The 23,651-nt window shown below is 56.5% G+C and carries 23 protein-coding genes; 14 read left to right on the forward strand and 9 right to left on the reverse strand.

What is annotated here, in order from left to right; genetic code table 11:
- Positions 1-5: 5 nt before the first annotated feature.
- Genes RAL88_RS11290 through RAL88_RS11305 form a run of 4 tightly spaced genes read right to left on the reverse strand, consistent with a single transcriptional unit; the run spans position 6 to position 3,489 of the window.
- Complete coding sequence (locus RAL88_RS11290) at positions 6-851, reverse strand: metal ABC transporter permease (RefSeq protein ID WP_371932177.1); 846 nt, start codon at positions 849-851, stop codon at positions 6-8.
- On the reverse strand, positions 835-1,695 hold the full coding sequence (locus tag RAL88_RS11295; RefSeq protein ID WP_306263421.1) for a metal ABC transporter permease: 861 nt from the start codon (positions 1,693-1,695) through the stop codon (positions 835-837). The genes RAL88_RS11290 and RAL88_RS11295 overlap by 17 nt, the downstream gene beginning before the upstream one ends.
- Positions 1,692-2,606: a manganese/iron ABC transporter ATP-binding protein gene (locus RAL88_RS11300; RefSeq protein WP_306263423.1), complete on the reverse strand. Its 915-nt coding sequence runs from the start codon at positions 2,604-2,606 to the stop codon at positions 1,692-1,694. The genes RAL88_RS11295 and RAL88_RS11300 overlap by 4 nt, the downstream gene beginning before the upstream one ends.
- Positions 2,599-3,489 carry a metal ABC transporter substrate-binding protein gene (locus tag RAL88_RS11305; protein ID WP_306263426.1) on the reverse strand — a complete coding sequence of 297 codons (891 nt, stop codon included), beginning with the start codon at positions 3,487-3,489 and terminating at the stop codon, positions 2,599-2,601. Before RAL88_RS11305 ends, RAL88_RS11300 begins: the two co-directional genes overlap by 8 nt.
- Positions 3,490-3,764: 275 nt before the next feature.
- Here RAL88_RS11305 and RAL88_RS11310 point away from each other — a divergent pair, with 275 nt between their 5' ends.
- From RAL88_RS11310 to RAL88_RS11320, 3 genes are read left to right on the forward strand one after another with little or no spacing between them, the layout of a single operon-like run.
- Positions 3,765-4,769, forward strand: coding sequence for a flagellar motor protein MotA (locus tag RAL88_RS11310; protein WP_306263428.1), 1,005 nt, complete (start codon positions 3,765-3,767; stop codon positions 4,767-4,769).
- 13 nt (positions 4,770-4,782) lie between these two features.
- The gene (locus RAL88_RS11315) at positions 4,783-5,811 is read left to right on the forward strand and encodes a peptidoglycan -binding protein (RefSeq protein ID WP_306263430.1); all 1,029 of its coding nucleotides are present in this window, start codon (positions 4,783-4,785) and stop codon (positions 5,809-5,811) included.
- Between the two features lie 41 nt (positions 5,812-5,852).
- Entirely contained in the window at positions 5,853-6,257 is a 405-nt protein-coding gene (locus RAL88_RS11320; RefSeq protein WP_306263432.1) for a hypothetical protein, read from the forward strand.
- A 22-nt stretch (positions 6,258-6,279) separates the two neighbouring features.
- Here the strand turns inward: RAL88_RS11320 and RAL88_RS11325 are convergent, their stop codons facing one another.
- The gene (locus RAL88_RS11325; protein ID WP_306263434.1) at positions 6,280-8,097 is read right to left on the reverse strand and encodes an ABC transporter transmembrane domain-containing protein; all 1,818 of its coding nucleotides are present in this window, start codon (positions 8,095-8,097) and stop codon (positions 6,280-6,282) included.
- A 303-nt stretch (positions 8,098-8,400) separates the two neighbouring features.
- On the opposite strand from RAL88_RS11325, the gene rpmE reads away from it, so the two are divergent.
- Positions 8,401-8,625: a 50S ribosomal protein L31 gene (gene rpmE / locus RAL88_RS11330; RefSeq protein ID WP_306263436.1), complete on the forward strand. Its 225-nt coding sequence runs from the start codon at positions 8,401-8,403 to the stop codon at positions 8,623-8,625.
- A 58-nt stretch (positions 8,626-8,683) separates the two neighbouring features.
- On the opposite strand, the gene RAL88_RS11335 is transcribed toward rpmE, so the two are convergent.
- The 3 genes from RAL88_RS11335 to RAL88_RS11345 all read right to left on the reverse strand — a co-directional run bounded on the left by RAL88_RS11335 (position 8,684) and on the right by RAL88_RS11345 (position 12,558).
- Entirely contained in the window at positions 8,684-9,235 is a 552-nt protein-coding gene (locus RAL88_RS11335) for a DUF1465 family protein (RefSeq protein ID WP_306263438.1), read from the reverse strand.
- Positions 9,236-9,741: 506 nt separating this feature from the next.
- Entirely contained in the window at positions 9,742-10,914 is a 1,173-nt protein-coding gene (pobA, locus tag RAL88_RS11340) for a 4-hydroxybenzoate 3-monooxygenase (RefSeq protein ID WP_306263439.1), read from the reverse strand.
- 147 nt (positions 10,915-11,061) lie between these two features.
- Positions 11,062-12,558 (reverse strand): alginate lyase family protein, encoded by a 1,497-nt coding sequence (locus RAL88_RS11345; RefSeq protein WP_306263441.1) that lies wholly within the window; start codon positions 12,556-12,558, stop codon positions 11,062-11,064.
- A gap of 248 nt (positions 12,559-12,806) precedes the next feature.
- On the opposite strand from RAL88_RS11345, the gene RAL88_RS11350 reads away from it, so the two are divergent.
- The 8 genes from RAL88_RS11350 (at position 12,807) to RAL88_RS11385 (ending at position 21,447) form a co-directional block, all read left to right on the forward strand.
- Positions 12,807-13,661, forward strand: a complete 855-nt coding sequence (locus RAL88_RS11350) for a 3-keto-5-aminohexanoate cleavage protein (RefSeq protein ID WP_306263443.1) — start codon at positions 12,807-12,809, stop codon at positions 13,659-13,661.
- Positions 13,658-14,719: a dipeptidase gene (locus RAL88_RS11355; protein ID WP_306263446.1), complete on the forward strand. Its 1,062-nt coding sequence runs from the start codon at positions 13,658-13,660 to the stop codon at positions 14,717-14,719. The genes RAL88_RS11350 and RAL88_RS11355 overlap by 4 nt, the downstream gene beginning before the upstream one ends.
- A gap of 207 nt (positions 14,720-14,926) precedes the next feature.
- Positions 14,927-16,528: an ABC transporter substrate-binding protein gene (locus RAL88_RS11360; RefSeq protein ID WP_306263448.1), complete on the forward strand. Its 1,602-nt coding sequence runs from the start codon at positions 14,927-14,929 to the stop codon at positions 16,526-16,528.
- 12 nt (positions 16,529-16,540) lie between these two features.
- Positions 16,541-17,596: an ABC transporter permease gene (locus tag RAL88_RS11365; protein WP_306263449.1), complete on the forward strand. Its 1,056-nt coding sequence runs from the start codon at positions 16,541-16,543 to the stop codon at positions 17,594-17,596.
- An 8-nt stretch (positions 17,597-17,604) separates the two neighbouring features.
- Complete coding sequence (nikC, locus tag RAL88_RS11370; protein ID WP_306263451.1) at positions 17,605-18,543, forward strand: nickel transporter permease; 939 nt, start codon at positions 17,605-17,607, stop codon at positions 18,541-18,543.
- Complete coding sequence (locus RAL88_RS11375) at positions 18,540-19,427, forward strand: ABC transporter ATP-binding protein (RefSeq protein WP_306263453.1); 888 nt, start codon at positions 18,540-18,542, stop codon at positions 19,425-19,427. Before nikC ends, RAL88_RS11375 begins: the two co-directional genes overlap by 4 nt.
- Positions 19,424-20,191, forward strand: a complete 768-nt coding sequence (locus tag RAL88_RS11380) for an ABC transporter ATP-binding protein (protein WP_306263455.1) — start codon at positions 19,424-19,426, stop codon at positions 20,189-20,191. The genes RAL88_RS11375 and RAL88_RS11380 overlap by 4 nt, the downstream gene beginning before the upstream one ends.
- Positions 20,192-20,199: 8 nt before the next feature.
- Positions 20,200-21,447 carry an FAD-binding oxidoreductase gene (locus RAL88_RS11385; RefSeq protein WP_306263458.1) on the forward strand — a complete coding sequence of 416 codons (1,248 nt, stop codon included), beginning with the start codon at positions 20,200-20,202 and terminating at the stop codon, positions 21,445-21,447.
- Positions 21,448-21,463: 16 nt separating this feature from the next.
- On the opposite strand, the gene RAL88_RS11390 is transcribed toward RAL88_RS11385, so the two are convergent.
- Entirely contained in the window at positions 21,464-22,033 is a 570-nt protein-coding gene (locus tag RAL88_RS11390) for a hypothetical protein (RefSeq protein ID WP_306263460.1), read from the reverse strand.
- Positions 22,034-22,132: 99 nt separating this feature from the next.
- On the opposite strand from RAL88_RS11390, the gene RAL88_RS11395 reads away from it, so the two are divergent.
- Both RAL88_RS11395 and RAL88_RS11400 read left to right on the forward strand, forming a co-directional pair.
- Positions 22,133-22,726, forward strand: coding sequence for a Crp/Fnr family transcriptional regulator (locus RAL88_RS11395; protein WP_306263462.1), 594 nt, complete (start codon positions 22,133-22,135; stop codon positions 22,724-22,726).
- Entirely contained in the window at positions 22,723-23,613 is an 891-nt protein-coding gene (locus RAL88_RS11400; protein ID WP_306263463.1) for an NAD(P)-dependent oxidoreductase, read from the forward strand. Before RAL88_RS11395 ends, RAL88_RS11400 begins: the two co-directional genes overlap by 4 nt.
- The last annotated feature ends 38 nt before the right edge of the window (positions 23,614-23,651 follow it).

Consider the following 23,651-nt stretch of genomic DNA (forward strand, 5'->3'; position numbering starts at 1 on the left):
TTTTTTTAAAAGCTGGCAGGTTTGCGCAGCACGCCGCTTTTTGGACCAAGCAGAAACACAACCACGAACAGCAGTGCCATCAGCACGACAATGGTCGGTGCCGGAGCACTGTCCAGATGAAAACTGGCAAAAATGCCGACGATCGAACTGAACACTGCGATCAGCACCGAATAGAGCAGCATCCGGTCAAACCGGTCGGTGAGAAGAAAAGCGATTGATCCCGGCGCAATCACCAGGGCAATCGACAGAATGATGCCAACGGCTGACAGCGCCCCGACAACGGTCAGCGACAGCAGCATCAGCAGGCCATAATGCAGCACCCTGACCGGCAGACCGATGGCACCGGCATGTTGCGGATCAAATGAAAACAGCAGAAAATCCCGTCGCTTTGCAAGTATCACCACCATGGTGAAAATCGCGATTATGCTGGTCAGAACAATATCCTGAGGCGTCAGGCCCAGCATGTTTCCGAACAGGATGTGATCCAGATGGACATTGGTTTCGACCTTCAGATACATCACCAGGCCAAGCCCGAACATGCCGGAAAACACCACGCCCAGGACCGTATCCTGTTTGACCCGGCTGTTTTCCTGAATATAGCCGGCCGCCAGCGCACACAGCATTCCGGCGAGAAAGGCACCGACCACAACGGGGATGCCGAGCACAAAGGACACCACCACACCGGGCAGCACCGCATGGGACACGGCATCGCCCATCAGCGCCCATCCCTTCAGCACCAGAAAACACGACAACAGCGCTGCTGCTGCGGCGATCAGGACCGTAATCAGAAATGCCTGCTGCATGAACGGAAATGAAAATGGCACCCAGAAAAACTCAAGCATGGTGTTCAGCATTCAAAGTGGCGCGCCTGCGGGCAGCGAGCCTTCCATGTTTAGGGGCAAATACAAAGGCAGCGAGAAAAATCAGCGTCTGGAACACAACGATAATACCGCCGGTGGCGCCATCAATGTAATAGCTGCCATAAGCTCCGACCCAGCTTGTCACGGTGCCGATGACGACGGCAATGGCGATGAGGCGGGGAAAGCGGTCTGTCAGCAGATAGGCCGTAGCGCCGGGTGTTACCACCATCGCAATCACCAGAAAGGCCCCGACAGTCTGCAGCGCAGCAACCGTGGAGGCACTCAGCAGAGTAAAGAACAGCACCTTCATGGCGCTCGGATTAATACCGATCGAGCGGGCATGACTTTCATCAAAGAATGTCACCATCAGATCCTTCCACTTCACCATCAGAATAGCCAGAGAGATGCCGCCGATCAGAACCAGCTGAATCGTGTCAAGGGTGCTGATGGCGAGCACATTGCCGAGAATAATGGTCTGTATGTTGACCGACGACGGCGACAGCGACACCATGAACAGGCCGAGCCCGAAAAAACTTGTGAAGATCATCCCGATAATGGCGTCTTCGCGCAATTTGGTGCGCTGATTCAGAAACAGCATCGCGCCCGCGGCCAGCCCGCCGGCAAAAAAGGCGCCTAGAGCAAAGGGCAATCCCAGCATATAGGCGCCGGCCACTCCGGGGACGATAGCGTGGGACAGCGCATCACCGATCAGCGACCAGCCTTTCAGCATCAGGAAGGCCGACAGAAAGGCACATACGGCCCCGACAAGGGCACTGACAAACATCGCCTTCAGCATGAAGCCATATTGGAACGGCTCCAACAGCAACTCGATCATCCGCGCTTGTCCTCGCTTGTCTCAGGCATGTGAGGCTCTTCATGCGCCGCACCGGTTTCGCCATACAGCACGAAGGGGCGTTCATCATCGGTGATCACCGTCACCTGCCGTGCATCATCGTCATCATGCAGATCAGCGCCACTGAGCACGTGGTGGCGCAGCACGCCGCCGAACGCATTCTGCAGATTGTCCTGGGTGAAGACCTGTTCGGTCGGTCCGGCCGCAAGAATGGTGCCTCGGATCAGCACAACGCGGTCGCAGAAATCCGGTACCGATCCCAGATTATGCGTCGCCACGAGCATCAGCCGACCCTCACTGCGCAATTCGCGCATCAGATCGATAATGGTGGTCTCGGTGGTGACATCGACACCGGTAAAGGGTTCATCAAGCAGAATAATTCTGGCTTCCTGTGCCAGCGCCCGGGCGAGAAACACCCTTTTTTTCTGACCGCCGGACAATTCCCCGATCTGGCGTTGGGAATAGGCTGACATGCCGACCCGGTTTAGCGCTTCATCAACCTTTTGCCGGTCTATCGGCCGTGGTATGCGCAGAAAATTCATGTGGCCGTAGCGCCCCATCATCACCACATCTTCCACCAGAACGGGAAAGTTCCAGTCGACTTCCTCATTCTGCGGAACATAGGCGACCACATTGCGTTTCAACGCGCGTTTGGCATCTTCCCCAAGAATGAGGACTCGTCCCCGGCTGATCGGAACGAACCCCATTATGGCCTTGAACAGGGTTGATTTTCCGCTGCCATTGACCCCGACCAGTGCCGTGATGCTGCCGCAGGGAATCTTGAAACTGGCATCATGCAATGCCGTGTGTCCGTTGCGGTAGGCAACGCTGACACCTTCCACGGACAGGCCTGCAGGCTCTGCCGCCTCAAGCTGGCCCACATCACTATTCATCAGAAAATCCCTTGGCAACCGTCTCCACCGTCACCCGAAGCATGTCCAGGAAGGTCGGGACCGGCCCGTCAGCCTCTGACAGGGAGTCAACATACAGAACGCCGCCATAACGGGCACCGGTTTCCGCGGCAACCTGCCGCGCCGGTTTGTCGGAAACCGTGCTTTCGCTGAACACAACCGGGATATTTTCGGCCCGCACCTTGTCAATCACGGCACGAACCTGTTGCGGCGACCCCTGCGCATCCGCATTGATCGGCCATAAAAACAGCTCTTTGAAGCCCAGATCGCGAGCCAGATAGGAAAATGCTCCCTCACTGGTTACCAGCCAGCGCTTCTCCGGCGCGATGCCCGCCAATTGCGCCCGCAATGGTGCCAGGGTTTCGTCAAGTGTCGCACTGTAACGGGCGGCGTTTGCATTATAGACCGCTGCATTTTCCGGATCATGAGTGGCCAGCGCAGCACGGATATTTTCGACATAGATCAAGGCTGAGACCGGCGACATCCAGGCATGGGGATTGGGCTTTCCCTCATACGGTCCGCTGCCGATCCCGATCGGCTCGACACCGTCACTGACGACAGCGCTGGGAACCCCGCGCAGATTCCTGAAAAACCGTTCGAACCACAATTCCAGACCGAAGCCGTTCCACAGCACAAGGTCAGCGTCCTGGGCCTTCAGAATATCACGCGGCGTTGGCTGATAATTGTGAATTTCGGCACCGGGTTTCGTTACCGACTGAACCAGCGCAGCATCGCCTGCGACCTGCTGGGCCATATCAGAAATGACCGTGAATGTGGTCACGACCTTGAATTTTTCAGCCGCAGAAGCGGCGACGCCGGACCCGATTATCACCCAGGCGGCAGCCACAAGAATCACAGTACGCATGGAAAATCCCGAAAAGCAGCAAAAATTCATACCAGTGATTATTGCAGTTAAGAATGATTTGCAAGTAGCAACTTTTTCACAAGCTGTGCGGGCTTAATTGGCGTCAATGTCGAAATGTCCTTTTGCTTGGTCACAAAATCGCGCTATTCCTTGGGGAATGAGGAAGATGATTAAATCATAATTCCTTGAATCGCGGCCCGTCGAAGGGCTGAGCTGGCCAAGGGCAGTCATGACAGACAGCTGGCCGGATGGTGTCTGATGGAGTGTGAGCGTTTATGGCGCGTGATTACGATCCTTATCGGCTTTCATCGCCGCAGGTGTTTCTCTGGCGGATGATCATTTTTCTGGTCATCGTCGGTTTTCTGGCATTAATTCTGTACCAGCAGATATTTACAGCCTTTGTCAGCAATCCGGGGCTGAACGGCGTCATCGTGGTGGTTTTATTCGTCGGTGTGCTGTTATCGTTGCGGCAGGTGCTGCTGCTGTTTCGCGAAGTGCACTGGGTCAACGGCTTTCGCCGCTCTGACCCGAATATCGAATATGCCAGACCCCCGATTCTGCTGGCACCGATGGCTGCCATGCTGGGGGATCGACTCGGCGCCATGGCGATCAGTCAGCAGACCATGCGTTCGGTTCTGGAATCGATTGGCGTCCGGCTTGATGAATCGCGTGAAATTCTGCGCTATCTCACTGGCCTTCTGGTGTTTCTCGGCCTGCTCGGCACATTTTGGGGTTTGCTGCGCACTGTCGGCTCGGTTGGCGATACCATCCAGTCGCTGAATGTCGGGTCAGGCGATGCCGGTGTCATTTTTGAAGATCTGAAAACCGGGCTGGAAGCCCCTCTGTCCGGCATGGGCACTGCGTTTTCCTCCTCTCTGTTCGGTCTCGCCGGGTCCCTTGTTCTCGGCTTTCTGGATTTGCAGGCCGGACAGGCCCAGAACCGATTCTACACCGATCTGGAAGACTGGCTGTCAACCGTTGCGGATCTGGAAGAGCCTTCCATGGACGGCAACGGCACCAATGCTCTGATGACAGAAGATCTGCGTATTGCCATCGATAAGCTGACCCGGACAATGGCTCACGATTCCGGCAGCGGCACCCAGTCAACCAGCGCTGCCATGGCCAGCCTCGCCGAAGGCATCCAGGGCCTTGTTCAGCATATGCGTTCAGAACAGCAGGTCGTGCGCAGCTGGGTTGAATCCCAGTCTGAGCAACACGATCAGGTCAGGCATCTGCTGGAAGCGCTGGTGCAGATCAACCGTCAACGTGATGGCGATTAGGGCGTAAAACACAATGGCGCTGGCGAGATCAAGACGACGGGTGGTGCGCGGAGATTACTGGCCCGGCTTTGTCGACGCCATGGCCGCGCTTCTCCTCGTCATGATTTTCCTGCTGTCTTTGTTCATGCTGGCGCAATTTTTCCTCAGCCAGGAGATTTCCGGTCGCGATACACTGCTCAGCCGGCTGCAGTCACAAATATCGGAACTGACGGAATTACTGGCTCTGGAGCGTACCGGACAAAGTGATCTGAAGGAAAGCCTGTCAATGATGCAATCCAGCCTGGCAGATACGGAACAGGAAAAACGGCGACTTGAGGAACTGCTGGCTGATCAGTCCGGCACCACAGCCGCCCGGGACGCGGAGTTGCAGGAAGCCAGGGCGAACCTTGATGAGGAGCGCCAGCTCTCCGAACGGACCCGCTCCCAGGTTGATCTGCTCAATCAGCAATTGTCGGCCTTGCGGCGTCAGATTGCATCGCTGGAGACCGCTCTTGAGGCCTCGGAGGACCGCGACCGGGAAAGCCAGACCCGGATTGCCGATCTGGGAAGCCGTCTCAATGTTGCCCTTGCGCAACGGGTTCAGGAGCTGTCGCGTTACCGCTCCGACTTCTTTGGCCGCTTGCGCGAAATTCTCAGCAACCGCTCCGATATCAGGGTGGTGGGAGACCGGTTTGTTTTCCAGTCCGAAGTGTTGTTTTCATCCGGAGCCGATGAATTGACAGCTGCGGGTTCTGCGGAAATGAATAAGCTTGGAGATGCACTTCTGGAATTGCGCAGCCAGATTCCCGACGATATCAATTGGGTGCTGCGGGTTGATGGTCACACCGACGCCCGCCCGGTCAGCGGCGCGAGCTTTAAAAGCAACTGGGAATTATCAGCAGCCCGTGCGATTTCTGTGGTCGAACATCTTGTGGAACGGGGTGTACCGCCCAACCGGCTGGTTGCAGCAGGTTTCGGTGAGTTTCAACCCATTGACGAAGGCGACAGTGCCGAAGCGCTGGCCCGCAACCGGCGCATCGAGTTGAAATTGACGGAGCGCTGATTTTGCCGCGGTCACAGACCTTGCGGAAGGCCGGTCCTGTGATGCTGCGCCTTGCTCTGCTGCTGCTGGTGCTCAGTCCGGCAATCCTGTTTGGCACGGCCCGCTTTGTTCTGTATCAGGCCGAAAAAACAGCGGATGGCAACCCGTTCTGTGTGCAATATGCCAGCCAGAACCGCGTCGCCCGGTATGCGCCCATACGCTCCTTGTGGGAACTGACCTTTGTCGCCATGCAGGCGCGCTATCTCGGTCTTGGAGGATCGCAAGGCAGGTCGTATTCTCTGCCTGGTGTCCTGGTCGTCGACAAGAATAACACAACTGAACTATGGGACTGGTCCTGGCGCATCCTCGGATGGCGGCCGGTTTCCGATGGCGCACGACAGGCGCTGCGTATCGAAGCTGCCTGTACACCGGAGCGCGATTTTGGCGCGAGGCTTCCGGTGGTCTGAACATTCAGGACGCAATCAAGGTCTATTCGGCGGCGATGGCGTCCTGAAACTGCAGATCTGCCAGCCTTGCATATAATCCGCCCTGTTTTTGCAGCGACTGATGCGTTCCGGTCTCGACGATTCGTCCCGCCTCCATGACAAGAATGCGGTCAGCTTTCAATATGGTCGCCAGGCGGTGCGCAATGACCAGCGTTGTACGGCCCTGCATCAGCCGCTCCAGGGCATGCTGCACAAGAGTTTCACTTTCCGCATCGAGCGAGCTTGTGGCTTCGTCAAGCAGCAACACAGGAGCATTTTTGAGGATCGCGCGGGCGATGGCGATGCGCTGGCGCTGGCCACCGGACAGGGTGATGCCGCGCTCGCCGACCACGGCGTCATATCCCCCGGACATTCTGACGATGAATTCATCCGCTCTGGCCGCTTTGGAAGCCTCGATAATCGCGCCCCGGTCCGCATCCGGATTTCCCAAAGCGATATTCTCGGCAATCGAGGCGCCGAATATCATGGTTTCCTGCGGCACAATTGACAAATGCCGGCGCAATTCCTGAGGGTCCATCATCCTGATATCGGTGCCGTCCAGAGCAACCACACCGCCGGTGGCGTCATAGGCCCTGGTGAGCAGCGAAAACAAGGTTGACTTGCCCGCGCCTGACGGCCCGACGACCGCAATCGTCTCGCCGGGAGCCGCATCAATGTCGATGTTGTGCAGGATCGGCGCTTCCAGCGCGCCCGGATAGACAAAGGACACATCGCGGAACGATATGGCGCCTGAAACACTCTCCGGCACCAGCGGTTCTGCCGGAGCGGCGATCTCGGGTCTGATGGCGAGTAACTCGCCGAGCCGTTCGGCAGCGCCGGCCGCCTGCGCCACTTCGCCCCAGATTTGCGACAAGGCGCCGAGCGCACCGGCAGCAAACACCGAATACAGCACAAATTGCGACAAGGCGCCTGCGGTGATATTGCCTGCCAGAAGATCCTGCGAGCCATACCACAAAACCGCAACGACACTGGCAAACACCATGAATATGGCGAAGGCGGTCAGAGCGGCACGGGCACCAACAGCCGCACGCGCAGCTTCAAAAGCATCGTCCACCGCAGCTGCAAACCGCGCGGAGCTGCGTTTTTCCGCTGTAAAATTCTGCAGGGTGCGGACCGCGCCGATGGCTTCCGCCGCATAGGCGGTCGCATCCGCGAGCGTGTCCTGCGCCGCGCGGGAGCGCTTGCGCACATTGCGCCCGAAAGCCACCATCGGCAACACCACCAGCGGGATCGCCGCCAGCACCAGCAAAGACAGTTTCGGACTGGTGATCACCATCATGATGACCGCACCGACAAACAGGAAGAAATTGCGCAGCGCAATGGAGATACTGGAGCCGACAATGGATTTGATCTGTGTCGTATCGGCTGTCAGCCGGGAGATAATCTCACCGGATTTGGAGGTATCGAAAAAGCCCGCATGGAGCCGCATGACATGGGCGAAAACATCGCGCCGGATGTCACTGACCACCCGTTCTCCCAGCCAGGACACAAAATAATACCGTGCTGCGCTGGCCGCAGCCAGAAATCCGACCAGCACAACCAGCATCGCGAAATACTGGTCAATCAGCGCATTGTTGTCCGTATCGAAACCGAAGTCGATCATCCGGCGCACGGCCAACGGAACCGCAAGTGTCGCGCCGGCAGCCACTGTCAGCGCCACAATCGCAAAACCCACCCGTTTGCGATAAGTCTTCAGATAGGGCAGGACCATTGCCAATGAACTGACACGGCCCTTGCCGTTCGCACTGGATTGACTGCTGTCCGCTGCAGGAATTTGGCTGTTCGGTGTCTGATCGGTCATCTGAATTCATTCAAAATTGGGAATATGGACTGCCTTTTCCAACGAATGCTGATCAATGGCAAGCGACAACACGCCGCAAAACTGGTTCTCATACCCCGTCGTCTCATCACAATATCGCGATCATTTGCGGTAAATCCGCTTGGCAAGCGGAGATTTTCGTCATTTTGGCTTGCGAAAGCCCACCGGATTGGCCTATAGCAACGGCGAGTTTTGCACAGATCGGGCGCTATGCCCGATTTTTAGTTTGCGACATACCGCATCAAAGGCGATGTCCGCCCCCATTACAATTGGAGTTTGAGGCTCATGAAAGCTGATATACATCCCGAATACCACACCATCAATGTGGTAATGACAGACGGCACGGAATACACCACACGCTCCACCTGGGGTGCTGAAGGCGATACAATGCGCCTTGATATCGATCCGACCTCCCATCCTGCCTGGACAGGTGGTGGCCAGCAATTGCTCGACCGTGGCGGACGTCTGTCACGCTTCAAGAATAAATTTGGCGGTTTCATCGGCAAATAATTCAGCGCCAGCCGAATTGAAAATACCCGTGCAGGATTTTATCCGGTGCGGGTTTTTTTCAGGTTTTGTCTGATGGCTGGAAGGCAGCGCTGAGGCGTGCCATCTGGTCAGCCAGCGCATCGCGCGCCACCGGTTCAGATACTGGCGCTCTGATACCGAATGACCGCCCGCCCATTCCGATATCCAGATGGCGGACACGCTCTTCCAGACGCCCCGACCGCTCAATCAGTTCCTTTAACTCCGTCGGCAATTCATCCCAGCCAGCTCCGGTTCTGGACGGCTGCAGGCCGCCAAGGCGCACCTTTGCCTTTTCATCGATGCCCTGGCTGTTACTCATTTCACCTTCATTGATCGCCCTTTGCAGCAAAAGCCATGATGCAATCTGCATCAGGCGCGTCGTCAGGCGCATTGATTCGCTGGCATAGGCAACCGATCCGAGCCGCGACAGCGACTTGGACACCGACCGTCCGGGACCGTCCAGATAGGACGCGGTTTCTTCAATCAACCGCATGCCACTATTGAACAGCGTCAGAAAGCCTTCGGTTTCCGCAATACGCGGTGCTATGGCGATGGCAGCCCGGCTCTTCGGCGTCTTGTCGTTGCGCGTCATGATTTCTTTGCTCAAATATGATGGATTCGACCGGGAATCCGTCCTCATGATCAATGATTGCCAGATAAGTGTCAAAAAATCACTATGAGGTGGCGGCGGCCTGCACGCAAGACAGACGCGAATTTGTGTCAATTCTTTGTTAATATACACAGCGGACGGCCCGACCGGGCAAGCTCCGGGCAAGCTTCTGGTCGAGCTCTGGCCAAATTCTGGCCAAATTCTGGCGAAATTCTGGGGAGGCTGGCACAATGCGGTCCATTGCCAAAAAAAAGAGCCGCGGGAGGGAGCGGCTCTTTAAGTCTAACAGGGAGGCATCCAAACAGATGGGGGAGTGACCATCTGCCGGTCTGGAACATCCAGACACACTTTAAGGTAGCGTGTAAAGGTTAATAACTACTTAACAGATTATATTTTTGCCGTGCGGCGCTATTAAACAATTATTAACCCTGTCTGACTGCCTGCCCAGCGTTTCTCACGTTTCGGCGCACTGGGCACTGGGGACGCCTTCAATAGGGCAGCCCGGCATAGTTTTCCGCTATCGAAGTTTGTAACGCTTCGGAACCGACGAGATAATCCAGCTGCGCATCCTGCATACGGTCCCCGAACCTGTCGGTCTGCGAAAAATCATGCAGCAATTCGGTCATGAACCACGAAAACCGCGACGCTTTCCAGACCCGTGACAAGGCGGTCTGCGAATAGGTCTGCAACCCGGCATTGGAGCCGGATTGGTAAAAATCAATCAGAGCGGTGCTGAGATAGAAGATATCGGAAGCAGCCAGATTGAGACCTTTGGCACCGGTGGGGGGAACAATGTGAGCGGCGTCACCGGCCAGAAACAACTGGCCGAAACGCATCGGTTCCGAGATGAAGGAGCGTAATGGTGCGATCGATTTTTCAATCGATGGTCCGGTTTCAAGCCGCGCTGCAATATGCGCGGGAATGCGGCGGGACAGTGTATTCCAGAACCTGTCATCCGACCAGTTTTCCGCACTGTCTGACAGCGGACACTGGACATAATAGCGGCTCAACGTGTCGGAGCGCATGGAACACAGTGCAAAACCTTCCGGCGAGCGGGCGTAAATCAACTCATCGTCCACCGGACGGGTCCGCGACAACACGCCAAGCCATCCGAACGGGAATGTCTTTTCATACTCTGTGCGCACTTCGGCCGGTATGGAAGTGCAGCTGACGCCGTGGAATCCGTCGCAACCGGCAATGAAGTCACAGGCAATGCGCTGGCGCTCGCCAGCGTGGAGAAAGCTGACAGAGGGAGATGCGGATTTAAGATCATGCAGAACCACATCCTCGACTTCATGCAATATGGTGCCGTTTAACGCGTCGCGTGCTTCATAGAGGTCACGGGTCAACTCGGTCTGGCCATAGACCATTACGGTTTTGCCGCCGGTCAGGCGTTTCAGATCGATGCGCAATGTCTGGCCGCCGAAAGCGAGACAAAAACCGTCGTGAATCTTGCCTTCCGCGTCCATCCGTGTGCTGACCTGAGCCTTGCGCAGCAGATCCGTCAGGCCCTGTTCCAGCACGCCGGCGCGAATTCGCGACAGGACATAGTCACGGCTCTTCCGCTCCAGCACGACGCTGTCGACACCGGCAAGATCCAGCAGCTGGGACAACAACAGACCGGAAGGCCCACCGCCGATGATGACGACTTGTGTTTTCAAGTTCACTCCCGATTGAATCGCCGAAGTCAGGTTTTTTTGATACCTGTTACAAAATCAGCTGGCTGGTGTACGGCTTCACGATATGTGAAATAACCTGCCGGTGCGGCAATTCAACTCACTGCTTATCCCACTTTAGTCTCAGAATGTCTAAAACAGCTCGTCAGAGCGAGCCAGAAAGCATCCGGCGTTGAAGCCCATGGCGGGATTGAACACTGAGATTTTCTGCGTATTGTCGAGCAACATGGCACGCAATGTCAGGGGCGGTGCACCTGCCATCTGACACCATTCGGCATCTGACCGGCCTTCGGAAATATGTGCCGGCGAACACACCACCGGATCAAGTGTCAGCCCGTTCATCAGCGACACATTCGGATGTGAGCCGAACCGGCGCATATAGACCGGCAGCCAGCCGAAACTGGCGGCAAAATCCGTCGCCACCGGGCTGCTGGGGGTCATTGGGGCCGCATCATTGGCACGCGCATATTTCAGCACATGGGTGTCCCAGTTCGACCAGCCGCGCAGAGTGTAGGTGATAGCACGATGCAGATCCTGCCCCCGTGGCCAGCGCACATCATACAGATCGAAATCCTGAGACTTTGCGATTTCCGCCAGGGCAAACAGATAGGACAGTTTCAGTCCGGTATAGGACAGAGCCATTGAGCCGCGTTTGGTTTCAGTTGGAAAACTGCCATCGGCACGCTGGTTCAGCAGAGCTGCCTCGAATTGGGGGAACCCCCGTTCAAACAGTTCCACATCACCCAGAAATGCACCAAGCGTCATGCTTGGCAGGACCGCTGCCAGAGCCTGGTTTCTGGCGATCGTATTGTCCATATCTCCGACAATATCGTTCTTCGTGGAGACAAAGTAAAACTGGTTGACGCGATCATACAGCCAGTCAAGCACTGGCGCCTGCTCCTCCAGCGCAGGATTGCTGATATGCGCAACTACGGCGGTTGCGAATATCAGCGGCTGCAGGACAGTATTCGCGAGCCATGCTGTGTTTGCGAATTTCTCGGAATTTTCTACCTTCCTGGTCGTGGTGATCAGAGCATCTGCTTGTGGCCATTTCTGAATATAGGACCACAGCACCTCACATTGACCGGCATCCCCCGCCACGCAATTGGCCGTCGTCACCGAAATTCCTTCTGCCAGTGCCAAAGCCCAGTCCTGCTGACCTGGCCCCAGACCTGCAGTGACACCGGCAGTGACACCGGCAGCGAAAGACACGTCCGATTCCGAGAACCGCGTGACCGGTGCCCAGTCTGCAGTCACCTGCCGCAGATTCTGCCGATTGTTGCATTGCCGGGACCGAACGGCCTCATTCTCCTGCAGATAGGCCTGACGCTCCGCAAAATCTTCCAGGATTTGCCCGGGAAAAGGCAGCGTCTGGCCAGCAGCCACAATGCGATGCAGATTGTACAGCGAGGATCCGGAAATATCCTGCTGTTCAGGCAGATCAAGCGTGGCCCGGTATGCATTCAGCGCAGTGCGGGTTCTCCGCCCCCAGGCACCATCTGCCGTTCCTGGGTCAAACCCGAGCTCCTGAAGCGCTTCCTGAACATAGGCTACGGTTTCATTGGACTGTGCAGACACTCCGGGAACAGACACACACAGGGCAATCAGGAAAAGTGCTACTATACGCAAATTCAAATCCTTGCTTTGCGCCCCCAATGCCTTTGTCGAATTAACCATAGATTAACACCGGATGAGGACGCCAGGTCAACCGCTGGCACAACATAATCGGAGTTCAAAATCACCTGTTCCCGCGCCCGGTTCCAGGCTGAAGTCAGATTTGACATTGCAACAGTATTTCGGATTTCTGAGCAATTATCTGGACTTTTGCCGCTGACTGTTTTCAACATATGTGATCCGTCATCCATCCCAGAGAGAACATGCCACAACACAAAACTCAGGAGCCGTGCATAATCTGCGTGGCGATTACCGGCTCGGTATCCAGCAAAGCTCACAATCCGGCTGTTCCGATCTCGATTTCAGAACAGCTCGAAAGCACCCACGAATCATTCGATGCAGGAGCGTCCATCGCCCATTGCCATGTGCGAAATGAAGACGGAACACCAAGCTCTGATCCCGAAAGATTTGCCCGGCTTCAGGAAGGCCTGCTGAAACATTGCCCCGGTCTCATTCTGCAGTTTTCCACAGGCGGCCGCTCCGGTGCCGGGCGCGAGCGCGGCGGCATGCTTCCGCTGCGGCCGGATATGGCGTCGCTTACAGTCGGGTCGACCAATTTTCCCACCCGGGTTTATGAAAATTCTCCCGAGCTGGTCGACTGGCTCAGCGGAGAAATGCTGGAGCACGATATTCGCGCCGAAATCGAAGTCTTTGATCTGTCCCATATTTTCAAGGCGGCGGACATGCTGGCCGCTGGGCAATTTAACGGGCCACCACATGTGCAGTTCGTCATGGGTGTCAAAAACTCCATGCCGCTCGACCGGGCTGTGTTTGATTTTTATCGCCAGACCACGCAGCGGCTGATGCCTGAGGCAACATGGTGCGCAGCAGGAATTGGCCGCCATCAGATAACCATGAACGAATGGTGTGTGGCCGAAGGTGGCCATGCCAGGACCGGCCTGGAAGATAATGTGCGCATGGACCAAGACACACTTGCGCCCTCCAATGCCGCTCTGGTGAGCCGGCTGGTTGATATCTGTCATGAGCACGGGCGCGAGGCGGCAACACCGGCAGAGGCCCGCACCATATTAGGCCTGCGGAAAAGTAGCGCTGCATGATCGATCAGACCAAACCCCCGATTTTTGATGGCCACAATGATGTTCTGACCAAGCTGCTGCGCAAGGGGGAGCCGCATCCGGAGCATTATTTCATCGAAGGTGATACCGGCCATGTCGATCTGCCAAGATCTCGTCTTGGCGGGTTTTCCGGCGGGTTTTTTGCCGTCTGGGTGTCTTCACCGGTGGACAAGGCGTTCCGCTACGAACAGATGGCCAAACCGAGTTACGATATTGAACTGCCGCCAGCTATCGAACAGGGCCAGGCGCTGAAGGTTGCGCTGTCGGAAGCCGCCAGCCTGTTGCGCCTCGAACAGGCCGGCGCACTCACCATCTGCAGAACCGCCTCCCAGCTTCGCCAGACCATCGAAGCCGGCCAGATGGCTGCCATATTTCACCTTGAGGGAGCGGAGGCGATTGATCCCGAATTTGCCGCACTGGACGTATTTTATGCAGCCGGCCTGCGCTCACTCGGCCCGGTCTGGAGCCGGCCTACGATTTTTGCCCATGGTGTGCCGTTCCGCTATCCCAGCGATCCGGATACCGGAGATGGGTTGAGCGCCATCGGCAAAGATCTGATACGGGCCTGCAACGCCCGAAAAATCATGCTGGATCTGTCCCATATCAACGAAAAGGGGTTCTGGGATGTGGCGGCCCTGACAGATGCGCCGCTTGTTGCGACCCATTCAAATGCCCATGCAATCTGCCCCACTGCGCGCAATCTGACTGACCGGCAATTAGCCGCCATCCGCGAAAGCGACGGTATGGTGGGCCTGAATTTTGCGGTCGCTTTTCTGCGCGAAGACGGCCAGATGACTGCTGATACCACGCTCGACATCATTCTGCGCCATTTCGACCATCTGATCGACAGGCTGGGTGAAGACCGGGTTGGCTTCGGTTCGGATTTCGACGGCGCAATTGTGCCCCAGCCAATTGGCGATGTGACCGGGCTGCCAGTGTTGCGCAAAGCCATGCGAGACCATGGTTATGGCGAGGAGCTTATGGCAAAACTATGCTACGGAAACTGGCTCCGGGTTCTGCGAAAAACCTGGGGTGAATAAGTGCGTACCAACAGCCATGTTGAGGGGCCATGTTGCAGGTGTGCCTGACTGAAACAAGCTCGATCCCGGCAACAGGAATCCAGCACTGCGTCAGACAATCTGGACAACCATCAAAGACTCCGGCCTTGCATCTTCGAACAAAGTAGCGTGGGATGATGCCATGAACGGGCATCGTCCCGGTTCTATCTATTTTTGAAGGAGGCCTCTATGAAACTCATGAAAACACTGGTTGCCGGTGTTGCGCTGGGCGCAATCGCGTCTACCACAGTGCTGCCGGCATTTGCCCAAACGCCAGCCAACATGCTGATCATCGCCAACCGGATTGATGACATCACCACTCTTGATCCGCAGGAAAGCTTTGAATTTGCCGGTTCAGACGTGCTGCGCAATGTCTACGGCCGGCTGGTCAATTTCGACCCTGCCGACCTTGCCGCCGGATACCAGCCTGACCTTGCAGAAAGCTGGGAAGTCTCCGAAGATGGCATGACCATTACCTTCACCATGCGGCAAGGCGTGACATTTCACTCCGGCAACCCGGTCACCGCAAAGGATGCAGAGTTCAGCCTGCGCCGCGCTGTAACGCTGAATAAAACACCGAGTTTTATTTTCACCCAGTTCGGTTTCACGCCGGAAAATATCGCTGAAACCATCGTTGCGACAGACGACAGAACCCTGAAAATCACCACCGACAAGCGCTACGCCACTTCGTTCGTGCTCAACTGCCTGACAGCCACAATCGGCGGCATTGTCGACAGCAAAGTCGCGATGGAACATGATGTCGACGGTGATCTGGGCAATGAATGGCTGAAGATCAACACAGCCGGTTCCGGCCCTTATAAGGATGTGGTCTGGAAAGCCAATGAATCGGTCACCATGCTGGCCAATCCGGACTATTATGGCGGTGCGCCTGCCATGGAGCGTGTCATTGTCCGCCATGTTCAGGAAAGTGCCACTCAGCGCCTGCTTCTGGAGCGTGGCGACATTGATGTGGCGCGAAACCTCAACCCGGAGGATGTGGCGGGCATTTCCAGTGCGGAAGGCATCACGGTCGACAGCGAGTTGCGTGGCCGGCTGATGTATTATTCGCTGAATCAGAAGAATGAAGCCCTGTCCAACCCGAAAGTCATCGAAGCCACCAAATATCTGGTCGATTATGAAGGGATGCGGGACAGCTTCCTGAATGGCCAGTACACTATTCAGCAAGCCTTCCTGCCGCAGACCTATCTGGGAGCGATTGATGAAACGCCCTACAGCCTCAATATCGAAAAAGCCAAGGGTCTGATGGAAGAAGCCGGATATGGCGACGGCATTGAAATAGAAGTTGGCGTGCGCGAGGCCCAGGAGCGCATTGAAATCGCCCAGGCGCTGCAGAACAATTTTGCCCAGGCCGGCATCAAGCTGAATATTACGGTCGGCACCGCAAAACAGGTTCTGGCGCGTTACCGGGCCCGTGAACTGGACATGTATCTTGGCGCCTGGGGTCCTGATTATCCAGATCCCCACACCAATGCAGCCACCTTTGCGATGAACCCGGATAATTCCGATGCGGCCGAAAATACCGGTTTCCTGGCCTGGCGTAATGCCTGGGATATCCCGGAAATGACCGAAAAAACCGCCGCCGCCGTTGTCGAGAATGACCGCGAAAAACGCGCTGAAATGTATCGCGAGATTCAGCGCGAACACCAGGCCACATCGCCCTTCGGGATCATGTTCCAGAAAATCGAGCAGACCGCCCGCAAAGACAATGTGCAGGGCTTTTCAATCGGGGCTGCAATCACCGCAGCGGCCTATTGGAAAGTCACCAAATAAGGGTTCGCCAATATGGCATTGAGCGATATCGGGAAGGGACGCCGTGCGGTGCCCCTTCCGCCTGCCCTGATTAAATCCGGCAAAATAGCGCTGACCATTCTGGTCACTATGCTCGGTCTCATTTTCATTACCTTTATCATTGGCCGGGTCATGCCGGTAGACCCGGTGCTGGCGATTGTCGGCGAACGTGCCGCCAAGGACGTCTATAACGCCGCCTATCTGAAACTGGGTCTGGACAAGCCTCTGCTGATTCAGTTCTGGTACTATGTCAAAGACGTATTCACCGGCGATTTCGGAAAATCCCTGCTCACCGCAAGACCAGTGGTTGACGACATTATCCGGGTTTTCCCGGCAACCCTGGAACTGGCGACCATCGGCACCATCATGGGCGTCGTGCTCGGCGTTCCGCTTGGCGTTCTGGCCGCAGTCCGGCGCGGCACCTGGATCGATCAGACCGCACGTGTGGTCGCGCTTGTCGGTTATTCCATGCCGATCTTCTGGCTCGGGCTGATGGGTCTGCTGATCTTCTATGGAATTCTGGGCTGGGTCGGTGGCCCCGGTCGGCTCGATTTTTTCTATGACGGCCTGGTCCCGACCCGAACCGGAATGATACTGATCGACAGCGCCATTGCCGGCGACATGACCGTGTTCTGGAACGCGGTTTCGCATATTATTTTGCCGGCTTCGATTTTGGGTTATTATTCGCTGGCCTATATCAGCCGGATGACACGCAGCTTCATGCTTGAACAATTATCGGCGGAATATGTCACCACGGCGCGGGTCAAGGGCATGTCGGAACGTCAGGTCATCTGGGGCCACGCTTTCAAGAACATCCGCGTCCAGCTGATCACTGTCATTGCCCTGTCCTATGCCGGCCTGCTGGAAGGTTCGGTGCTCACCGAAATCATTTTTTCCTGGCCGGGAATCGGTTCCTATATCACCACGGCCCTGTTGTCGGCCGACATGAATGCGGTTCTCGGAGGAACGGTGGTAGTCGGACTTGTTTTCGTGCTGTTCAATGTTCTGTCGGACCTGCTCTACCAGTTCTTCGACCCCCGGGCGAAATAGAGGCGCAGATGTCACAACAAGATCTCGCCTCCGCCTCCCCTAAAGCTGCCTGGCGTGCCTGGCTGCTGACCGACACGCCGACATCGCGGCGGCACGCAAAACTGGCATCGCTGTATCAAAGCTGGCTTCAGTTCCGCGGCAATCCGATGGCTGTGTTCGGGCTGATGATTCTCATTGCCCTTGTGTTGATTGCCGCTTTTGCACCACTGATTTCGCCTTATGATCCGTTTGTTCAGGAATTGGGCAATCGGCTTAAACCGCCCGGCGCCGAGGGTCATATTCTGGGTACCGATTCGCTTGGCCGTGATTTATTAAGCCGGCTAATTTACGGCGCGCGCATCACGCTTTATATTGTCACTCTGGTGGCCATCATCGCGCCACTGGTCGGACTTTTTGTCGGCACGGTCGCAGGCTATGCCGGAGGGTTTCTCGATGTCGTGCTGATGCGCATCACCGATATCTTTCTGGCCTTTCCGCGCCTTGTTCTGGCTCTGGCCTTTGTCGCCGCACTGGGCGCCGGCATTGAAAATGCGGTCCTGGCAATCTCGCTGACTGCCTGGCCGCCCTATGCCCGCATTGCCCGTGCCGAGACCCTGACAATCCGCAATTCCGATTATATTCACGCCGTGCGCCTGCAGGGCGCGGGTGCCCTGCGCATTATTATCAAGCACATCTGGCCATTGTGCATCTCATCGCTGATCATCCGTGTCACGCTTGATATGGCCGGAATTATTCTCGCTGCCGCCGGCCTTGGCTTTCTCGGTCTGGGCGCACAGCCGCCCTCCCCGGAGTGGGGCGCGATGGTGTCTGACGGCCGCAAGTTCATTCTCGATTTTTGGTGGGTCGCGACCATTCCAGGCCTTGCGATTTTCATTGTCAGTCTGGCCTTCAATCTGCTGGGCGATGGTCTGCGCGATGTGCTGGATCCCAAGGAGAGTAGTGGATGACCGGGTCTCCAGCGCCAAATCTGCTCGACCCCAATTTACTCGATGTAGAAGATTTGTGGGTGCGGTTTCCCACCCGCAGCGGCGTGTTCGATGCGGTCCGCGGCATATCCTTTTCGCTTGGCCGAGAGCGGCTTGGTATTGTCGGAGAAAGCGGGTCCGGCAAATCCATGACAGGCCGGGCGATTCTGCGCCTGATCCGCAGGCCTGGCCGGGTCGAGGCAAAGCGCATCGCTCTGGAAGGCCGCGACCTGATGGCTTTGTCGGAAAAGCAGATGCGTGCCGTGCGCGGCTACCAGATTTCAATGATCATGCAGGATCCGAAATTCTCGCTGAACCCGGTTCTGAAAGTCGGCCGCCAGATCATGGAGGCCTATCAGATCCATACAAAGGGCAGCACAAGCGAGGCCCGGCAGAAAACCATCGAGATGCTGAAAGCCGTTGCCATCCGCGATCCGGAACGGGTCTTCGAAGCCTATCCGCACGAAATGTCCGGCGGTATGGGACAACGCGTGATGATTGCCATGATGATGATCCCCGATCCCAAAATTCTGATTGCTGACGAGCCGACCTCCGCGCTGGATGTATCTGTGCAGACCCAGGTTCTCGACATTATGGACAAGCTGGTGCGGGATCGCGGCATGGGACTGATTTTCATCAGTCATGATCTCAATCTGGTCGCTTCCTTCTGTGACCGGGTGCTGATCATGTATGGCGGGCGCATTGTTGAAGTCTGTGACGCCGACAAATTGCACGAGGCCCAACATCCCTATACCCGCGGACTGCTGAATTCCCTGCCCCGGCTCGACGCGCCGCGTGCGCGACTGGAAGTCCTGAAGCGCGATCCGGCGTGGCGTGAAGAACCCAGCGTCAGCGGTGTGTTATGAGCGGTATTGTTCTGAAACATCTGAATGTCTGGTTTGGACATGGCGGCGCCCGCGTTGATGCGGTGAAGGATGCCAGTTTCGAGGTTGCGCTTGGTGAAAGCTTTGGCCTGGTCGGCGAATCCGGCTCCGGCAAATCCACCATATTGCGGGCCATTACCGGGCTGGCCGAAACCTGGAATGGCGGCATCGAGATCGATGGCAAGGCGCTTGGCGCCACGCGCGACAGTGAGTTCTATAAAACCGTGCAGATGGTGTTTCAGGACCCCTATGCCTCCCTGCATCCGCGTCATACTGTCGATCAGGTGTTGAGCGAAACCCTGTCGCTGCACAGGTTTGACAATATTGAAATACGCATCGACAAGCTGCTGTCCGATGTCGGCCTTGGTCCGTCCTTCCGCTTCCGCTATCCGCATCAATTGTCAGGTGGCCAGCGCCAGCGCGTCGCCATTGCCCGCGCGCTTGCGCCGGAGCCGCGCATTTTGCTGCTCGATGAGCCCACTTCGGCACTCGATGTCTCGGTGCAGGCCGAAATTCTCAACCTTCTGACAGATCTGCGCGCTGAACGCGGGCTGACCTTTCTGATGGTCAGCCATGATCTGTCGGTGGTCAGCCATATGTGCAGCCGTATGGCGGTCATGCAGCACGGCTATATTGTCGAACTACTATCTGTCGAAGACATGCGGGCGCAGAAAGCCAGCCACGACTACACCCGGCATCTGCTCGCCAGTTCGCTCGGGTTCAATCCCTCAGAAGCAGCGGAATAGAGCGTCTCATGGAACGGGCCACTGTTCTGGTGCTGGGAGCCGGTATTGTCGGCGTATCAACCGCGTTGCAACTGCAAAGCCGGGGAATTCCAGCTATTGTGATCGACCGGCACTCCCCGGGCCTTGGCGCATCCTTCGGCAATAGCGGTGTGATCCAGCGCGAGGCGGTGCTGCCCTATGCCATGCCGCGCGATGCAAAAACCCTGTTGAGGACGCTGCTTGGCCGCAACACCGCCGCGCGGCTGCAGCTGTCTGCCCTGCCCGGCCTGCTGCCATTCATGACCCGCTATTGGTGGTATTCTTCGAAGGCACGGCACCGGAGCATCGCAAAATCCTATGCCGGCCTGATCGAACGCTGCCTTGAGACCTGGCAGCAGGCGATCGCAGATACCGATGCCGGCAGTCTATTGTCGCACCAGGGCTATCTGGCGGGGTTTCGCACTCCGCACCGCTATGACGCCGCACGCACTGAAGCCGATGAGTTTGCCGAACAATACGGATTGTCAGTGTCACATCTGCAGGGCAGCTCTGAAATCTGCCAGGCGGTGCCGCATATCAGCTCGGCTTTTCACGCCATGATCCACTATCATGATGCCGTGACTGTCAGTGATCCCCATGCCTTGCTGATACAACTTCTGGCGAAATTCCACAGCCTTGGTGGACGCTTTGCCAGCGCCGATGCGATGCAATTGACCGGTGATGCAAGCGGCTACAGCCTGCCCGGTGAAGCCGGCCCGATCCATGCCCGGCACGCGGTGATAGCGCTTGGCGCCGATGCGGCGCAATTGTCGGCAAAATTCAGCCTGAGACTGCCGATGGGTCTGAAGCGCGGATATCATGTTCATTTCAGGCAGGTGCCCCAAGCTCCGCTGGCAACGACGATTTTCGATGAGGAATATGGTTATGTGCTGACACCCAAATCCGCCGGCATCCGGCTTACCACAGGAGCCGAATTTGCCGCCCCGTCCGCACCGCCCAGCCCGCGCCAATTGCAGCAGGTCACACCGATTGCGCAACGATTGCATCCGCTTGGCGACAAGGTAGAAACAACGCCATGGATGGGCATCCGTCCCTGTATGCCGGACATGCTTCCGGTGATCGGCGCAGTGCCCGGCTACAGCAATCTGTGGTGCGCCTTCGGACATGGCCACCAGGGCCTGACCCTGGGGCCGGTTACCGGCGACATCATCGCCGATCTGATCGAAGGCAGAGAGACAGAAATAAATCTTGCGCCGTTTTCACCGGCCAGGTTCTGATCGTTAGTCGCCCTGATCAATGCCGCATGGCGCCTTTTGCAATGGCCAGATGATGCGGCTGGTGATGCGCGCCGGTCGCCATCAAACCGAAAAACCCCAGCGCCCTGATCCGGGTAAGATCAGCGCTATTGTCCGGCTTCACGCGCAGGATCGCACCGTCCTGTGTCGTCTCTGCCGACACCGACCATCCCGCAACCTTGTTTAGCTCCAGAGCATGAGCCGGAACCATTGCCTGGATTGCCCGCACTGTCGGGCCAGTCCCACGAATGGTGAAAACCATGGCACCGGACTGCTCACTCTGCTCTGCCGTGGCACTCAGTGTCAGTGCATTCATATCGACGAGGTGTTCGCGCAGGCCCGCAATATCCACCGCAGACCAGTCCGTCTCCGGATCAGCTTCCAGAAGCGCCACGATTTCTGCAATGGCGGCAAATGCCGATTGGCCGCCTTGTTTTGGAAAATCTTCACCGGTAACAGCGGCTTCGGGTTGCATTTGCCCGTGATGCCGCTCCACCGCGAACGAAGTTCCGCCTGCTGCAAGCAAAACGGCAGCGGCAATGAGGTGTCTGGTAAATTTCAGTTTCATGTTCGTTTTCGCCTGTCGATGAGTATCCAACGGACTCAGACTAATCGCTTATGGCTTGCCAATATATGATTTGAATCATATTCTGTGAAAATGTTACCCATGCCCTTCAATTCTCTGCCGCGAACGGCGTTGAAACGGAACAGCGTCGCCAAAGGTGACATCCTGTTCCGGCAGAACGACGCTCCCGCCGCTTTGTATTTTCTGCAATCGGGGCACATGCAGATGCTGCGCCATACTGAAAACGGCGAGAGCATCATCATTCACAATGCTTTTGGCGGACAGACATTTGCCGAGGCATCTCTGTTTTCCAGCCATTATCATTGTGATGCACAGGCTGTTGAGACGAGCGAATTAGTCGCCATGGACAAGGCCCGTATTTTAAAGACCATGCAGCAGAATGCTTTGTTTGCCCTTGCGCTTTCAGCGCGGTTTGCCGGACAGATACAGACCTATCGGCGCCGGCTTGAGCTGCTCGCCATCCGCAGCGCTGATCAGCGTGTTTTTGCCGCCATTGCTGACGGCATGTTAACCGGCAGTGTCAAATCACTGGCGGCAGAGATCGGTCTGACTCACGAGGCAACCTATCGCGCACTGGCCAAATTGACCGCACGCGGCGCTCTGGTCAAAACCGGCCGCGGCACCTATCAATTGGCCAGCAGCGAAACAACACAACACGGCAGGGTTACATCATGACAGGAAAACGCATTCTCTTCACCGGCGGCTCCGGCAAGGCCGGAAAACACGTCGTGCCCTATCTGCTTGATCAGGGCCACAGGGTGGTCAATGTGGATCTCAAACCACTCGACTATCCGGGCGTCGATAATCTGATTGCCGACATCACCCAATCCGGACAGATGTTCAATGTCATGACGTCATATGCCAATTTTGATGAGCTGGAACCCGGCCTCGGCGTGCCGGAGTTTGATGCCGTCGTGCATTTTGCCGCTGTGCCGCGAATCTTGATCAATCCGGATAATGAAACCTTTCGCGTCAACACAATCGGCACTTACAATGTCATCGAGGCGGCGGTGAAACTGGGTATTCGCAAGATCATCATTGCATCGTCGGAAACCACCTATGGTGTCTGTTTCGCCGATGGCCGGGTCGATCCCGATTATCTGCCGGTGGACGAGGATTATCCGGTCAATCCCATGGACAGCTACGGATTGTCGAAAGTTGTCAACGAAAACACCGCCCGTGCGTTTCAGCGCCGCTCCGGCTTCGACATTTATGCTCTGCGCATCGGCAATGTGATCGAGCCTCACGACTATGACCGGTTTCCGGGTTTCTTCGAAAATCCGGCACAGCGCCGCCGCAACATTTTCTGCTACATTGATGCCCGCGACCTCGGTCAGATCGTCGATCTGTGCCTCAAAAAGGATGGGCTTGGCTATCAGGTCTTCAATGCCGGCAATAATGACAATTCCGCCAACATTCCCAGTGCCGAGTTGGCCAGGCGGTTTTTCCCGGATGTGAAGCTGACCCATGAACTGGGCGAAACAGAAGCGCTGTATTCCAACCGCAAAATCCGCGACGTGCTCGGATTTGAGGAACAGCACAATTGGCGCAAATATGTTTGAAGCACGTATCATAGGCGCGGCTGAACCGATGAGGATAC

Source organism: Pararhizobium sp. IMCC3301, from assembly GCF_030758315.1.
GTDB lineage: Bacteria > Pseudomonadota > Alphaproteobacteria > Rhizobiales.